Source organism: Enterococcus sp. AMC1157 (assembly GCF_058216555.1).
Genome location: NZ_CM177099.1, coordinates 1,508,879 through 1,524,217, shown reverse-complemented (window position 1 = coordinate 1,524,217; position 15,339 = coordinate 1,508,879). Strand labels below are relative to the sequence as shown.

Here is a 15,339-nt window from a genome sequence, read left to right as displayed (position 1 = left end):
TATTCTTTAGATATATAAATGACGAAGGTGAAAAAATGAAAAGAAATCGTGTGTTGTATTTAGAAGTAGCAGATAAAATTAAAGCAGATATTTTTTCTGGTAAATATCCAGTGGGCTCCATGCTACCAACGGAGAATGAATTAGAAGAATTATTTGAAGTAAGTAAAATTACGGTTCGAAAAGCCATTGAACTACTGGCTTCAGATGAGTATGTGCAAAAGAAAAGTGGAAAAGGAACAACGGTTTTAAGTGATCGTCCCTATAACAAACTTTCCCGTGCAGACAGTTTCACTCAGATTTTAGAAACCTCTAATTTTAATGTTCAAAAATTAATGATTGATGTTTCTAAAATAACTTTAACTTCTGAAGACAATGCTTATAAATATTTAGGAAAAGATGCCATCTGTATGGAACGTTTGTATTTACTTGACCAACAACCCTACATTTACTTTAAACATTTTCTTCCTTTTCAATTAGCAGATCTATCGGAAAATGAATTTAAAGATGATTCATTGTACCGTTTAATGAATCAAAAAGGCTTTGAAATTGTTTCCTTCGAAGATGCCTTTTCTGCAGTGATATTGACAAAAGAACAAAAAGAAAAATTAGCGACTAAGGAAGACTTAGGAATTCTTCGTATACGTAAATCGATTGATTTACAAGGGAATGTTATTGAGTATTCTGAAGCTATTTATGATACCAAGCAACATCCTTATTTGATTAAATATGAAGTTTAAAAAAATATTCAAGCTATAAAAGAACTTTGGCTGTTAATCTTAGCAAATCTGTGATGAGGATATGCTAAAAAGAAGTAATAAACTCTATATAGTTTGGATATTTTTTAATTTGTAAATAAGCTAGCATCAGAAGGTTTGTTTAAGAAAACGATTTACTTTATAAAACAACTATGCTATTATCCACTTGTAAACATTATAATGATATAATATGGAGGTATAGTTATGAATGGTTTTGTTGGTTTTATTGAAGGAAAATTAATGCCGATTGCTAATAAAGTGGGGATGCAGCCACACATGGTTGCTATTAGAAAAGGGATTATTGCTACGTTGCCATTAACAATTGTAGGATCATTTTTTACAGTGCTTTTAAATTTCCCAATTGATGCAGTGGCTGCATTTATCGAACCTTATCGCGAAGTATTAGATATTCCGTTCCGATACACAGTCGGTTTGTTGGCGTTATATTCAACATTTGGTATTGCTTCATCCTTAGCGAAACATTATAAATTAGATTCTTTAACTGCTGGAATTATCTCAACGATGGCGTTTTTAGTCACAGCTGCGCCACCACTACGAGTATTTGATAATGTAGAAGGTGTTATCAATGCTGGTCGATATATTAATATTGCTAATTTAGGATCTGGTTCTTTGTTTGGTGCTATTGTTACAGCAATTGTTTCTGTAGAAATTTATCGTTTATTTATTGTAAAAAATATTACGATTAAAATGCCTGATGGTGTTCCACCAGAAGTAACTAATTCGTTTATGGCACTGATTCCTGGAGGAGCTATTTTAATTCTATTCTGGATTATTCGTCATATCATTGGTTTTGATATCAATGCGTTCTTGAGTAATATTTTAATGCCTTTAAAAGACGTTTTAGCAGGAAATAGTTTATTTGGTGGTTTATTAACAGTTTTCCTTATCTGTTTCTTCTGGGTATTGGGGATTCATGGACCGGCTATTCTAGGTCCAGTCATTCGTCCATTCTGGGATATCTCGATTGCTGAAAATATGGACGTTTTCCAAGCGACAGGTAATGCACATGAATTGCCAAATATCTTTACAGAGCAATTTCTACAATGGTTTGTCTGGATTGGTGGAGCAGGAACAACCCTTGCATTAGTTGTATTATTCTTATTTTCAAAATCTAAATATTTGAAACAATTAGGACGACTTTCCTTCTTGCCAGGTATTTTTAACATCAATGAGCCAGTAATTTTTGGTGCTCCAATTGTGATGAATCCAATTTTAGGGATTCCATTCCTTGTAGCGCCATTAGTCACAACTACTTTGTCATACTTCTTGACTATTTCTGGAGTGGTTCCAATGATGGCGGCTCGTTTAGGTTTTGCTATTCCAGCCCCAATTGCAGCTTGGATGAGTACTAACTGGAGTATAATGGCAGGTGTCCTAGTAGTAATTAACTTCTTAATTACTCTAACTATTTACTATCCATTCTTCAAAGTGTTTGAAAAACAACAGTTAGAACGTGAAGCAGAAGAAGTTTAATAATTAGATAAGGGAGATGTGACAACCAGTGTGTCATGTCTCCCTGTCGTCAAATAAATGAGGTGGCAGGCAAGAAGTAATTGCGGTTACTATTTTATAAGGTGAGAGTATGATATTAATTTATGTATTAATTTTGTTTTTTAGCAGTCAGATTTATTTGAATAAAGCCCACCTACCGAAAAAATATGCAGCAGTAAAGTTTCGTTATTACTTATTACTAGCTATCTCGCTTATTATTTTTTCAGTAATACTTGGGCAATTAGTAGGATTTAGTGATTTTTGGATTGTGACAGCAACTGTTTTGTCCAGTTCATTATTGATTTATCGATTTCAGTTTAAATATGCAGAAATGGAGCGTGGAAAATAATGAAACGTCAACTAGGAGTGTCTGTTTACCCAGACCATAGTGAAATTCAAGAAGATAAAAATTACCTAAAATTAGCTGGTAAATATGGATTTTCTCGCATTTTTATGAGTATGTTAGAGGTAACAGAAGGTAAAGAAGCGGTTGCCCAAAAATTTAAAGAATTAATTTTATTTGCAAAAGACCTAGGCTTTGAAACAATTCTAGACGTTGCACCAAATATTTTTGAAGAATTAGGTATTTCATACGATGATTTAACTTTTTTCCATGAGTTAGGAGCAGATGGTATTCGTTTAGATTTAGGTTTTGATGGGAATAAAGAAGCAATGCTAACTTACAATTCTTTTGGTTTGGCGATTGAGTTGAATATGAGTAATGATGTCGCTTATTTGGATAATATTTTAACCTATCAAGCGAATCGTCCTTATTTATATGGTTGCCATAATTTTTATCCTCAAGAGGGTACTGCGCTACCTTATGATTTTTTTGAAGCATGCAGTAAACGATTTAAAAATCAAGGAATACGAACTGCAGCTTTTATTACATCTCAAGCGGGTGACATTGGTCCATGGGATATTAATGATGGCTTGCCAACATTAGAGATGCATCGCCATCTACCAGTAGAAGTGGCAGCAAAACATTTATTTGCGACAAACTTAATTGATGATGTCATTATTGGCAATGCCTATGCCTCAGAGGAAGAGCTTGCTGCCCTAAGCAAAGTCAATCGTTATCAAACAGAATTTGCCATTGAATTTGTTGCTGATGTGAATCCAGTTGAAAAAGAGATTGTCCTAAATGCACAACACTATCGACGAGGAGATATTACACATCAAGTTATCCGATCAACAGAGGTGCGTAAGGTCTACAAAAATGAAGCGAATTCTACGCATAATCATGAGGGAGAATTTGAAATTGGTGATGTAGTCGTTGGGAACGATAACTTTGGTAAATACAAGAATGAATTACAAGTAGTTTTAGAACCACATAGTGATTCACGAAAAAATAAAGTTGGACGAATTGTTGAGACAGAACATTTGTTGTTACCTTTTGTTCATCCATGGTCGAAGTTTAAATTTACAGAAAAGTAGGCTGAGTAGAGATGTTAGATTTAGTGATAAAAAAAGCCCGAACTGTAGATGGTCAATTTTTTGAAATTGGCATTGCAGATGGGCAAATCCAAAAGATCGAAACAGAAATTTTAGAGGAAGCAAATCAGACAATTTATCTTTCAGAAAATCAGTACCTCTCAGCAGGTTGGATTGATGACCATGTGCATTGTTATGAAGAAATGACCTTGTATTATGACTACCCAGATCAAATTGGAGTAGAAAAAGGTGTAACAACGGTGATTGATGCTGGAACAACCGGGGCGGAGAATATTGGTCAATTTTACAAAATAGCCATGCAAGCAAAAACAAATGTGTATGCTTTGTTAAATATTTCTAAATGGGGAATTGTCGAACAAGATGAGCTAGCTGATTTAAGTAAAATTGAAGAAAATTTGATTAAACAAGCGTTGAATGAACTTCCCCAGTTTATCGTAGGTATCAAAGCACGTATGAGTAAAACCGTTATTGGAGAAAATGGAATTGCTCCTTTAGAATTGGCAAAAAAAATTCAAGCAGAAAATCAAAAGTTACCATTAATGGTTCACGTAGGCTCGGCTCCTCCTGAATTACATGAAATTTTGGAAACGATGGAGCAAGGGGATATTTTGACCCATTGTTTTAATGGCAAGGCGAATGGTATTCTGGACAGAGAAAAACATAAGATCAAAGACTTTGCTTGGGATGCTTATCGTAAAGGCATTGTTTTTGATATTGGTCATGGTACAGATAGTTTTAATTTTGATGTTGCAGAGACAGCTTTCAAAGAAAATATGCGGGCTACGACAATTAGCACAGATATTTATATTCGCAATCGGACGAATGGTCCAGTCTATGATTTAGCAACAACGATGGAAAAATTATTTGTTGTTGGTTATACATGGGCAGAAATTATTGAAAAAGTAACGACTGCTCCAGCAAAATATTTCCACTTAACAAATAAAGGGAAATTACAAGTCGGCTATGATGCAGATATTACGGTTTTTGAATTTATCAATGAAGAAAAAGAATTGACAGATTCTAATGGCAATATCCGTCAAACAACACAGCAGATTAAACCAGTTAAAACGATTATTGGAGGCGCAATTTATGACAATTAGTTATGAAAAATTTGGTTTAAAAGAAGTCATTAATGCTTCTGGTCGCATGACGATTTTAGGCGTATCCAAGGTTTCAGAACGCGTGTTAGAAGCACAACGTTTTGGTGGCGAACATTTTTTTGAAATGGCTGACTTAGCGGTTCAAACAGGTGCTTACTTAGCAAAGCTGTTAAAAGTCGAAGATGCCCAAATTGTTTCCTCGGCTTCTGCTGGAATTGCTCAATCTGTTGCGGCAGTGATTGGTGAAGGAAATCTCTATCATGCTTATCATCCGTACACTGAAAAAATCAGGAAACGTGAAATCATTTTACCCAAGGGCCATAATGTTGATTATGGGACACCGGTTGAAGTGATGGTTCAACAAGGTGGTGGAAAAGTTATCGAAGCTGGTTATGCCAATATGTGCTCACCTGAACATCTAGAAATGATGATTACGGAACATACAGCAGCGATTCTTTATATCAAGAGTCATCACACGGTTCAAAAAAGCATGCTGACTGTTGGAGAAGCTGCTGAGGTTGCTAAAAAAGCAGGGGTACCACTAATTGTTGATGCCGCTGCGGAAGAAGATTTATTCCAATATGTAAAAGCTGGTGCGGATTTAGTCATTTATTCAGGTGCGAAAGCCATTGAAGGCCCTAGTGCCGGCTTAGTGATCGGTAAAAAAGAATTCATTGAATGGGTTCGATTACAAGGAAAGAGTATCGGTCGTGCAATGAAAATTGGAAAAGATAATATTCTAGGGTTTACGCAAGCAGTGGAAGATTACCTAAACAATGGGAGCGAAGCTGGAGATTCGATGAAAACACGCCTAGCACCATTTATTGAAGGCGTAAATGCAATTTCAGGCTTAACCGCAACAGTTGTGCAAGATGGTGCTGGACGAGATATCTATCGTGGTAGCGTCAAAGTGAGTGGCGCTAAAACAGCCAAGGAAGTGATTGCTGAATTAAAAGCAGAGAATCCAGCAGTTTATACACGTGAATATCAAGCGAATAATGGGATTATCGAGTTTGATATTCGCTCAGTCAATGCTGAAGAAATGGATAAAATCGTGCAACGATTACAACAAATTATGGATAAAAAAGGAGAATAATACTATGTTATTAACACCAAATTATTTAGAAGAACGTATCTGTTTAAATGTTTTAGCTAACTCAGTGGAAAATGCGAAAGAATGTTACGAAGCAGCAGAAGGACATGTCATTTTAGGTGTATTATCAAAAAATTATGATAGCAATGAAGCAGCGATTAAAGACATGAAAAAATACCAAGAAGCAACAGAAAATGCGTTATCTGTTGGTTTAGGTGCAGGGGATCCTAATCAAAGCGCGATGGTTTCACGAATTTCTGCTGTTTTACAACCGCAACACGTTAACCAAGTCTTTACAGGAGCAGCGACTTCTCGTGCCTTATTAGGTCAAGATGAAACGGTTGTTAATGCGCTAGTTTCACCAACAGGCAAAGTAGGTTATGTAAATATTGCGACTGGTCCACTTAGTTCTAAAGCAGAAGCAGCAGAGGTACCTGTTGATACGGCAATTGCTTTGTTAAAAGATCTAGGTGCAAGTTCAATTAAATATTTCCCGATGAAAGGATTAGCTCACAAAGACGAGTATGTGAAAGTTGCTAAAGCCTGTGCCCGCAATGATTTTTACTTAGAACCAACGGGTGGCATCGATTTAGAAAACTTTGAAGAAATCGTCCAAATTGCTGTAGATGCTGGCGTGAAAAAAATTATTCCTCATGTATACAGTTCAATCATCGACTCAGAGACAGGGGACACTAAAACTGAGGATGTAAAAGCATTATTAGAGATGATGAAAAATACCTTAAAATAAGGGAGGATAATTATGAAAATTGGCGCATTTGGTGAAGTGATGCTGCGACTGACACCGCCAAATTATCTGTTGTTAGAACAAGGCCACACTATCCGTATGGAGTATACAGGGACAGGAGTCAACATATTAGGAAACTTGGCTCATTTTGGTCTTTCAACTTGGATGTTGACGAATGTACCAGATAATCGTTTAGGGGATGCTGCCAAAGCAAACTTAAGACAGTTAGGAATGAATACAGATTTTGTTGGGAAGTATCATAACCATATGGGGATTTATTTTGCAGAAGTCGGTTATGGTGCTCGTCCAACCTATGTAACCTATCAAAATCGTCATAGTAGTTCCTTTGGTGTGTCAAAACCGGAGAACTATCCTTTTGAAGAATTTTTGAATACAGTGGATTTAGTGCATATCTGTGGGATCTCTTTAAGTCTAACGGAAGAAACTTGGCTCTCGGCAAGAGACTTGGCAAAAGCAGCCCATTCCCAAGGGAAAAAAGTATGTTTTGATTTTAATTTTCGTCCAAGTTTAAATACTGAAGAAGGTAAAAAAGCGCTCATGAAAGCAAGATACGAAGAAATTTTACCCTATTGTGACGTGGTTTTTGGTTCAGTTCGAGATTTGACCGAATTATTAATGTTATCCGATCAGCCTATGGTTTCAGAAAAAGAAGAAATTCAATTAATTCAGAATTTTTTGGCGTCTTATGATATTGAATGGTTTGCTGCAACTAGACGAATTTTTCAAGTAGATAAACAACTGATTGCTGGAAGAATTGTGACAAAAGATAAAGCCATTGAAACGGAACCTCACTCATTAAAAGTTCTCGATCGAATTGGTGCAGGTGATGCCTATGCTTCTGGAGTCCTTCTAGGTTATGCAGAGGGATGGTCATTAGAAAAAACAGCAAAATTTGCCACTACCAATACAGTCTTAGCACATACGATGATGGGAGATGTGTCTTTAACTACTAGAGAACAAGTGGAACAAGTGATTGAAAATCCTGGAATTGATATTTTACGTTAAATAAAAACAGTCCTATTTGTCTAAGCGTTCGTTGGACAAGAGGGCTGTTTTTTAGGATAATAGATGAGACGTGTTTTTGCATTTTTAAGTTAGTAAGAGAGTATCAAAAGGTCAAATGAAAAGAAGGTGATAGATATGCGATTTGTGATAGATGGCGATGGCTCTCCGGTAAAAGAAAAGATTATTCAATTAGGAGGGGAATTTGCCATCCCTGTATTAATCGTCACGAGTGTTGACCATTATACAACTAAAGAATATCCTGATTTTGTAGAATTTATTTATGTAGATAAAGGAGCCGATCGTGCAGATTATCAAATTGTAAAAGAAATTGAAGTAGGGGATATTCTAATTACTCAAGACTATGGTTTGGCTTCATTAGTACTGCCTAAAAAGGCGCGGGTTTTCCATCATTCTGGAAAAGAATATCTACTTGAAACCATTGATTATTTGTTAAATCAACGCTATTTGAGTGCACAAATGCGAAAGGCGGGTAAACGAACAAAAGGACCAAAAGCCTTTACCAATGAGGATCGTGCTCAGTTTTACGAGATTATGCAAAGAGTTGTAGAGGAAACTTTGTAATGAATTCTCTTAAAATCACAGTTTTGGTTGTTCGATAATTTCATTTTGTGCTAAAATATGTGAGAATCATACGTGAAAAGAGCTTTTATATACAGGAGGAAAAACCTTGAAAATAATCTTATTATACGGTGGGCAAAGTGCGGAACACGATGTCTCTATTTTATCGGCATTTTCTGTACTTAATGCAATATATTATAATTACTATCAAGTTCAACTTGTTTTCATTTCTAAAGAGGGGCAATGGGTAAAAGGACCTTTATTGGAAGATAAACCAATCAGTGAAGAGGTATTGCACTTAACTTGGGCTAAAAATAATGAGCCTGGTGATTTTACAGGTGTAAAAATTCAGCCAGGAGAAATTCAAGAAGAGGATGCGATTGTCTTTCCTCTGTTACATGGTCCTAATGGTGAAGATGGAACGATTCAAGGTTTCCTTGAAACAATCGACATGCCTTATGTAGGTGCAGGTGTATTAACTAGTGCTTGTGGAATGGATAAAATCATGACCAAATACATCTTACAGGCGGCAGGAATTCCTCAGGTCCCTTATGTTCCAGTTTTGAAAAATCAATGGAAAGAAAATCCGAAACAAATTTTCGAACATTGTGAGGGTTCATTACTGTTTCCAATGTTTGTGAAACCAGCGAATATGGGTTCAAGTGTAGGTGTCTCAAAAGCTGAAAATCGTGCAGAATTGCAACAAGCTTTAGAAGAAGCCTATCGTTATGATACACGAGCAATCATCGAGCAAGGAATTGAAGCTCGTGAGATTGAAGTAGCCATTTTGGGAAATGAAGATGTTCGTACGACAGTAGCTGGAGAAATAGTTAAAGATGTCGCTTTTTATGATTATAATTCTAAGTACATTGATAATAAAATTGAAATGCAAATTCCAGCCCAAGTTCCAGATGAAGTACAAGAAAAAGCCCAAGAATATGCTAAAAAAGCCTATACAATGTTGGGTGGTAGTGGCTTGAGTCGTTGTGATTTCTTCTTAACGAATAAAAATGAACTATTTTTAAATGAACTAAATACCATGCCAGGCTTTACTCAATTTAGTATGTATCCCTCTTTATGGGAAAAAACTGGCTTGCCATATGGTGATTTAATCGAAGAGTTAATTCAATTAGGTTTAAATCGCTACAAACAAAGACAAAGCTTTTTAACAGATGTGGAATAAATCACTAACAAGGCACATTGGAGACAGAAGGGCTTCAAGTGCCTTGTTTTTGTTAATCGAAGGAGAACTCGGAAAATGAATCTAACCATTAAAGAAGTCGCTGAAGCATTAGATGTGGATATCCAAAGTAATCTAGAGACGGTAATCACTAGTGTAGAATTTGATAGTCGGTTAATTTCTGACGGTAGCTTGTTTGTACCATTACCTGGAACAAGAGATGGACACGAATTTATTGAGCAAGCAATGGAGAAAGGAGCGATTGCGGCTCTTTGGAGTAGAGATTTAGCCTTGGCACCTGCAGGGGTTACCCTTTTACCTGTCGAAGATACGACCAAAGCTTTTCAGCAATTAGCCGTTTATTATAAAGAAAAGATCGCACCAAAAATTGTAGCAATTACAGGTAGCAATGGAAAAACGACAACTAAAGATATGACGGAAGCTGTTTTAGCCCAAAAGTTTTCCACCTACAAAACACAAGGGAATTATAACAATGATTTAGGAATGCCTTATACCATTCTCCATATGTCAGAGGCAACCGAACTGTTGATTCTAGAAATGGGTATGGATCATGCGGGTGAGATTGCTTTTCTATCAAAAATGGCTCAACCAGATGCTGCCGCGATTACTTTAATAGGTGAAGCCCATATTGAAAATTTAGGTTCTCGTGAAGGAATTGCTAAAGCTAAAATGGAAATTACTTCTGGACTAAATCCAGAAGGGCTATTGATAGTTCCAGCTGATGAACCCTTATTGACTCCTTTGACGAAGGCATTATCTCAGCAAGTAGAGACGTTTGGGTTAAATGAGGGAGATATTCAAGGAACGATTATTAAAGAAACCAAAAATCAAACGACATTCGAAATTGATGAAGAAATTTTTAAGATTCCAGTTTTAGGTGGATATAACGTTAAAAATGCATTGATTGCTTATGGTTTAGGTCGCTACTTTGGTTTGACGACAGCTGAAATCGCTCGTGGATTAGCTGAGTTTCAACTAACAAAAAATCGAACAGAATGGTTAAAAGCTTCAAATGGAGCGGACATTCTTAGTGATGTCTATAATGCAAATCCAACAGCTATGGGCTTAGTATTGGATAGTTTTGGACAATTGGAATTACCAGGACGTCGCTTTGCGGTATTGGCGGACATGCTAGAGTTGGGACCAGATTCTTCAGCGATGCATCGTTCAATGGCAACTCATATTGGTGACAAATATGACCTTATTTTTTTATATGGGACAGAGATGGAAGGATTAAAAGAAGAGTTAGCAAATTCGGTTGAAGTTTATCATTTTAAAACAGAAGACAAATCAGCTTTAGTTCGTAAGATTAAACAAGAATTACAACCAACCGACAGTATTTTATTAAAAGGTAGCAACGGCATGGGTTTAGCAGAAGTCGTGGCCTTATTGTAAGAAGAAAAGAAGATCCTAGACCAAATCAGGTGTGGAATCTTCTTTTTTTCGTTATACTTTATATAAAGAGTAGGAAAGGATGAGAAGCATGAAAAAAATAGTTATGTTAGGTTTTGTTTTTGTAGGAATGTTAGCCGGTTGTACTTCTTCTAGAGAGCCTTTTGATACAGAAACACCACAAAGCAGTGATAGTATCGAAGTTTTAGAACCATCATCAGGGGAATCAGCTTTCAGTGTAGAAGGAACTAACTATTCTGTATCAATTCCTGAAGAATGGGCTGAACTGGCAGATCCAACAGAACTAAATCCAGATGCGTCATTTGCTTTAGAAAAATCAGATTTTAACTCCTATTATATGGTCATTGCTGAAAATAAAGTTGATTTTGCAGACTTAGACACCTATGTTGAGTTAGTTACAGGCAATTTAGAAGGACAAGCAACCAACCTAAGTGAAGAAGCGATCACTATCAATGGAATGAATGGTATTCGTAAAAACTTTGATTTACAAATACAAGGGATGAATTTAGTGTATATATTTGACATCGTTGAAAGTGATACACAGTTTGTCCAAAGCATAGGCTGGTCACTAAAAAGTGTGGAAGAAGAAGCTCGTACAGATTTAGAAACAATCTTGAACTCCTTAACACAAGAATAAATTATTTTTCTACTTCCACTCCGTCTGTCCGTAAAGAGTATACATTGCGAGAGATTGGTCTGAGCCTCTTTTGAGAGTCTTAGACCTTTCGGCGTTCAAACGTCAGCAGCCGAAGAGACTCTGTAAAGAGGCTCGTGGCGGTCTCTCACAGCAAGGGTGGTTTCGGAGATTTATTATGGAAGTTTTAAATTTTTTTTAGATTAGATGGTAATGTTTAAGAACTTTCAAATGAAATAAGTTCTGAAACTTGCTGAAAACATAGTTTCATGTTATAGTATTTAAGTGCCGAAAGATGAAGTAAAAATTGGAATAACGGATAAACTGAACTTGAAAAAGTTTAGATATATAAGAACTGACAATGTCATCATAAATTCAAAATGAGGCTAGACAAAAATTAAGTAGTGTTTGTCATAGCCTTTTCTAATGCCTTCAAGAAGTGGTTTTTCGGTGAGAAATAAGAAACTAAATATGTTAGGGACCATGTTTAGTCGCTTGTGGAAAAGACGAACACTTCAAACTATTAAAAACCAAGAAATTGGTTTAAAAAGACGAGATGAAGTATCATCTACGATCACAATTAGGAGGATCCATTTGAAATTTAAAGAATTAGAATTATCACAAGAATTATTGACTTCTGTTGAGCGTGCCGGCTTTGAAGAAGCAACACCTATTCAAGGAGCAACAATTCCCTTGGCTTTGGCAGGAAAAGATGTCATCGGCCAAGCGCAAACAGGTACAGGTAAAACTGCCGCTTTTGGTTTGCCAATGTTAGAAAAAATTGACCCGAAAAAACAACAATTACAAGGTTTAGTTATTGCACCAACTCGTGAATTAGCTATCCAAACGCAAGAAGAGTTATACCGTTTAGGTAAAGACAAAAAAATTCGCGTACAAGCTGTTTACGGTGGAGCAGATATTGGCCGTCAAATTCGCCAATTAAAAGATCGTCCACACATCGTTGTAGGAACACCAGGACGTATGTTGGATCACATTAATCGTCACACCTTAAAATTAGGTACGGTTGAAACGTTAGTATTAGATGAAGCAGATGAAATGCTAAATATGGGCTTTTTAGAAGATATTGAAACAATTATTGCCCAAGTCCCTGCAGAAAGACAAACATTATTGTTCTCTGCAACCATGCCACCAGCAATTAAAAATATCGGCGTGAAATTTATGAAAAACCCTGAGCATGTTCAAATTAAATCTAAAGAAATGACAGCTGATTTGATTGATCAGTACTATGTACGTTCAAAAGATTATGAAAAATTTGATATCATGACTCGCTTATTAGATGTACAAACACCAGAATTGACGATTGTTTTTGGTCGTACAAAACGTCGTGTAGATGAATTAGCCCGTGGATTAGAAGCTCGTGGTTATAAAGCAGAAGGTATTCATGGTGATTTATCTCAACAAAAACGTATGAGTGTCTTGCGTTCATTCAAGAGTGGTAACTTAGACATTTTAGTTGCAACAGACGTTGCAGCCCGTGGATTAGATATTTCAGGCGTTACCCATGTTTATAACTATGATATTCCTCAAGATCCAGAAAGTTACGTTCACCGTATCGGTCGTACAGGTCGTGCCGGAAAAGGTGGAATGTCAGTTACTTTTGTAACACCAAATGAAATGAGTTACTTACACGTTATCGAGAACTTAACGAAAAAACGTATGACTCCTCTACGTCCACCAACCGAAACAGAAGCCTTCAAAGGCCAAGTTGGTGCTGCGATGGAAAAAATTGAAGAAAAAATGGATGAAAATGGCTTAGATAAATACTTGCAAGGTGCTGATGATTTAGTAGCACGCTATTCAGCGCAAGATCTAGCTGCATTGTTATTAAAAACTTTAGCAAAAGATCCAGCTGATTTAGTTCCTGTAAAAATCACGCCAGAACGTCCATTACCACAAGGGAAAAAATCCTTTAATAAAGGTGGCGGAAATCGTCGTAACAACAATCGCGGAGGCCGTCGTGATGGCGGACGTGGTGGTCGTGACGATCGTAGAAATCGTGACCGCGATGGTAGCAGAGATGGAAATGGAAGCCGTCGTAGTAATGGAAACAAAGGAAGTTATGGTAGCAACAAAGAAGGTTCTCGCAAACCTAGTCGTCGTCCAAGCGATAAAAAACGTAGCTTCGTTATCCGCAACAATCAAGATTAATAAAAACTTAACACTGAACTAAGTCTTTACGAAGTCTTACGTTATAAGAAAAAACATCTAAGAATAAAATATTCTTAGATGTTTTTCTGATTCGGTTATGTTTTTAAGTGGTTTTTTGTCCAATCTTTGGTAGAATAAGACTAACTTTAAAGAAAAGAGTAATTGATCATGATTCAGGGAATTGGTATTGATGCAGTTGATTTGCATCGTATAAAAAAACTTATTCAAGACAAGCCCAAGTTCATCACAAGAATTTTAACATTAGAGGAATATCGTATCTATGACCGCTTACCTGAGAAAAGACAAGTGGAATTTTTAGGTGGACGTTATGCGTGTAAAGAAGCTTTTTCAAAAGCTTGGGGTACAGGGATTGGAAAAATTACCTTTCAAGAATTAGAAATTCTGGCAGATAATGCTGGTGCACCAATTGTGACCAAGTCACCGCATAAAGAAGGCAAGGTTTTTGTAAGCATTACGCATACAGAGGATATGGCTTTTGCTCAAATTATTTTAGAGAAGTAGAGGGAAGGTTTTTAGATGGCAATATCTTATCATCGTCCTACCAAAATTATTGTTGATTTAGAGGCAATTAAACAAAATCTCGTCAATGAGATCAAACATAATCAGGGAAAGGCAGTCTATGTAGCAGTCAAAGCCAACGGTTATGGGCATGGCGCAGTACCTGTAGCAAGAACCGTTTTAGAAGCGGGGGCGAAAGGACTGTGTGTAGCCACACTTGATGAGGCGATTGAATTGCGGGAGCAAGGAATTGAAGCCCCCATCTTATTGTTGGGAATATTGGATTTATCGGCTCTTTCCTTAGCACAAAAATATCAAGTTGTTCTGCCCATAGCTACCAAAGAATGGTTTGAAGAAGCACAAAACATTCTGTCAAAAGAAGCTTGTTTAACTGTACATATTGCTGTAGATACTGGAATGGGAAGAATTGGTTTACAGAGTCCTGAAGAAGTTTCAGAAGTTGCCAAACAAATTGACATGGATTCACGTTTTGAATTAGAAGGGATTTTTACTCACTTTGCGACTGCTGATCAAGCAGATACAGATTATTGGGAAAAGCAAAATTATCGTTTTAAAGAAGCGATAGCAGTATTAACGGAAAAACCCAAGTATATTCACTGTAGCAATAGTGCAACCTCTTTATGGCATGAAGATATGGGTAATTTAGTCCGTTACGGAATTGCTCTGTATGGTTTAAATCCATCAGGAACCTCTTTATCGGAAACTTATCCATTACAACCAGCATTAACCCTTGAGTCTGAACTAATTCAAGTGAAAAAAGTTTCTGTAGGTGAGGGAATTGGTTATGGAAAAACCTATGTGACACCAACAGAAGAATGGATTGGTACGGTACCAATCGGTTATGCAGATGGTTATGTTAGAAAAATGCAAGGTTTTAGCGTGCTTGTTGACGGACAACGCTGTGAAATCGTTGGTCGTGTTTGTATGGATCAGTTGATGATTCGTTTACCAAAAGAATTCAAAGTAGGCACTAAAGTTACGTTGATTGGTAAAAATGGTGGAGAAGAGATTACCCTTCAAGCGATCGCTGATCATTTAGATACTATTCATTATGAAGTTATTTGTTTGTTATCAGAACGTATACCTAGAGAATATTTAATAGAAAAGGATTGATGTC

General features: G+C 36.6%; 15 protein-coding genes. All 15 read left to right on the top strand.

Annotated features, from left to right (window positions below; genetic code table 11):
* The first annotated feature begins 35 nt into the window (after positions 1–35).
* The 15 genes from AC4BBX_RS07350 (at position 36) to alr (ending at position 15,335) form a co-directional block, all read left to right on the top strand.
* Entirely contained in the window at positions 36–737 is a 702-nt protein-coding gene (locus AC4BBX_RS07350; protein ID WP_490453242.1) for a GntR family transcriptional regulator, read from the top strand.
* 222 nt (positions 738–959) lie between these two features.
* A complete protein-coding gene (locus AC4BBX_RS07345) occupies positions 960–2,249 on the top strand; it encodes a PTS sugar transporter subunit IIC (protein WP_490453241.1) in 1,290 nt (429 codons plus the stop codon).
* 109 nt (positions 2,250–2,358) lie between these two features.
* On the top strand, positions 2,359–2,616 hold the full coding sequence (locus AC4BBX_RS07340) for a hypothetical protein (RefSeq protein WP_490453240.1): 258 nt from the start codon (positions 2,359–2,361) through the stop codon (positions 2,614–2,616).
* On the top strand, positions 2,616–3,704 hold the full coding sequence (locus AC4BBX_RS07335; protein WP_490453239.1) for a DUF871 domain-containing protein: 1,089 nt from the start codon (positions 2,616–2,618) through the stop codon (positions 3,702–3,704). The genes AC4BBX_RS07340 and AC4BBX_RS07335 overlap by 1 nt, the downstream gene beginning before the upstream one ends.
* A gap of 11 nt (positions 3,705–3,715) precedes the next feature.
* Positions 3,716–4,822: an amidohydrolase/deacetylase family metallohydrolase gene (locus tag AC4BBX_RS07330; RefSeq protein ID WP_490453238.1), complete on the top strand. Its 1,107-nt coding sequence runs from the start codon at positions 3,716–3,718 to the stop codon at positions 4,820–4,822.
* The gene (locus AC4BBX_RS07325; protein ID WP_490453237.1) at positions 4,812–5,918 is read left to right on the top strand and encodes a DgaE family pyridoxal phosphate-dependent ammonia lyase; all 1,107 of its coding nucleotides are present in this window, start codon (positions 4,812–4,814) and stop codon (positions 5,916–5,918) included. The genes AC4BBX_RS07330 and AC4BBX_RS07325 overlap by 11 nt, the downstream gene beginning before the upstream one ends.
* A 4-nt stretch (positions 5,919–5,922) precedes the next feature.
* Positions 5,923–6,663 carry a 2-dehydro-3-deoxy-phosphogluconate aldolase gene (gene dagF / locus AC4BBX_RS07320; protein ID WP_490453236.1) on the top strand — a complete coding sequence of 247 codons (741 nt, stop codon included), beginning with the start codon at positions 5,923–5,925 and terminating at the stop codon, positions 6,661–6,663.
* A gap of 9 nt (positions 6,664–6,672) precedes the next feature.
* On the top strand, positions 6,673–7,686 hold the full coding sequence (locus AC4BBX_RS07315) for a sugar kinase (RefSeq protein WP_490455778.1): 1,014 nt from the start codon (positions 6,673–6,675) through the stop codon (positions 7,684–7,686).
* Positions 7,687–7,821: 135 nt separating this feature from the next.
* A complete protein-coding gene (locus AC4BBX_RS07310; RefSeq protein ID WP_490453235.1) occupies positions 7,822–8,268 on the top strand; it encodes a YaiI/YqxD family protein in 447 nt (148 codons plus the stop codon).
* A gap of 106 nt (positions 8,269–8,374) precedes the next feature.
* Positions 8,375–9,448, top strand: a complete 1,074-nt coding sequence (locus tag AC4BBX_RS07305) for a D-alanine--D-alanine ligase (RefSeq protein ID WP_490453234.1) — start codon at positions 8,375–8,377, stop codon at positions 9,446–9,448.
* 75 nt (positions 9,449–9,523) lie between these two features.
* Positions 9,524–10,861 (top strand): UDP-N-acetylmuramoyl-tripeptide--D-alanyl-D-alanine ligase, encoded by a 1,338-nt coding sequence (locus AC4BBX_RS07300; RefSeq protein WP_490453233.1) that lies wholly within the window; start codon positions 9,524–9,526, stop codon positions 10,859–10,861.
* Between the two features lie 88 nt (positions 10,862–10,949).
* Positions 10,950–11,516, top strand: a complete 567-nt coding sequence (locus tag AC4BBX_RS07295; RefSeq protein ID WP_490453232.1) for a hypothetical protein — start codon at positions 10,950–10,952, stop codon at positions 11,514–11,516.
* A 591-nt stretch (positions 11,517–12,107) separates the two neighbouring features.
* Positions 12,108–13,682, top strand: a complete 1,575-nt coding sequence (gene cshA, locus AC4BBX_RS07290) for a degradosome RNA helicase CshA (RefSeq protein WP_490453231.1) — start codon at positions 12,108–12,110, stop codon at positions 13,680–13,682.
* A 168-nt stretch (positions 13,683–13,850) separates the two neighbouring features.
* Positions 13,851–14,204 (top strand): holo-ACP synthase, encoded by a 354-nt coding sequence (acpS, locus tag AC4BBX_RS07285; protein WP_490453230.1) that lies wholly within the window; start codon positions 13,851–13,853, stop codon positions 14,202–14,204.
* A gap of 15 nt (positions 14,205–14,219) precedes the next feature.
* Positions 14,220–15,335: an alanine racemase gene (alr, locus tag AC4BBX_RS07280; protein WP_490453229.1), complete on the top strand. Its 1,116-nt coding sequence runs from the start codon at positions 14,220–14,222 to the stop codon at positions 15,333–15,335.
* Positions 15,336–15,339 lie beyond the last annotated feature (4 nt).

Bases quoted from the DNA above. Each gene is read 5' to 3' on its own strand.
- AC4BBX_RS07350 (WP_490453242.1), top strand. From the start codon at position 36: ATGAAAAGAAATCGTGTGTTGTATTTAGAAGTAGCAGATAAAATTAAA.
- AC4BBX_RS07345 (WP_490453241.1), top strand. From the start codon at position 960: ATGAATGGTTTTGTTGGTTTTATTGAAGGAAAATTAATGCCGATTGCT.
- AC4BBX_RS07340 (WP_490453240.1), top strand. From the start codon at position 2,359: ATGATATTAATTTATGTATTAATTTTGTTTTTTAGCAGTCAGATTTAT.
- AC4BBX_RS07335 (WP_490453239.1), top strand. From the start codon at position 2,616: ATGAAACGTCAACTAGGAGTGTCTGTTTACCCAGACCATAGTGAAATT.
- AC4BBX_RS07330 (WP_490453238.1), top strand. From the start codon at position 3,716: ATGTTAGATTTAGTGATAAAAAAAGCCCGAACTGTAGATGGTCAATTT.
- AC4BBX_RS07325 (WP_490453237.1), top strand. From the start codon at position 4,812: ATGACAATTAGTTATGAAAAATTTGGTTTAAAAGAAGTCATTAATGCT.
- dagF (WP_490453236.1), top strand. From the start codon at position 5,923: ATGTTATTAACACCAAATTATTTAGAAGAACGTATCTGTTTAAATGTT.
- AC4BBX_RS07310 (WP_490453235.1), top strand. From the start codon at position 7,822: ATGCGATTTGTGATAGATGGCGATGGCTCTCCGGTAAAAGAAAAGATT.
- AC4BBX_RS07300 (WP_490453233.1), top strand. From the start codon at position 9,524: ATGAATCTAACCATTAAAGAAGTCGCTGAAGCATTAGATGTGGATATC.
- AC4BBX_RS07295 (WP_490453232.1), top strand. From the start codon at position 10,950: ATGAAAAAAATAGTTATGTTAGGTTTTGTTTTTGTAGGAATGTTAGCC.
- acpS (WP_490453230.1), top strand. From the start codon at position 13,851: ATGATTCAGGGAATTGGTATTGATGCAGTTGATTTGCATCGTATAAAA.
- alr (WP_490453229.1), top strand. From the start codon at position 14,220: ATGGCAATATCTTATCATCGTCCTACCAAAATTATTGTTGATTTAGAG.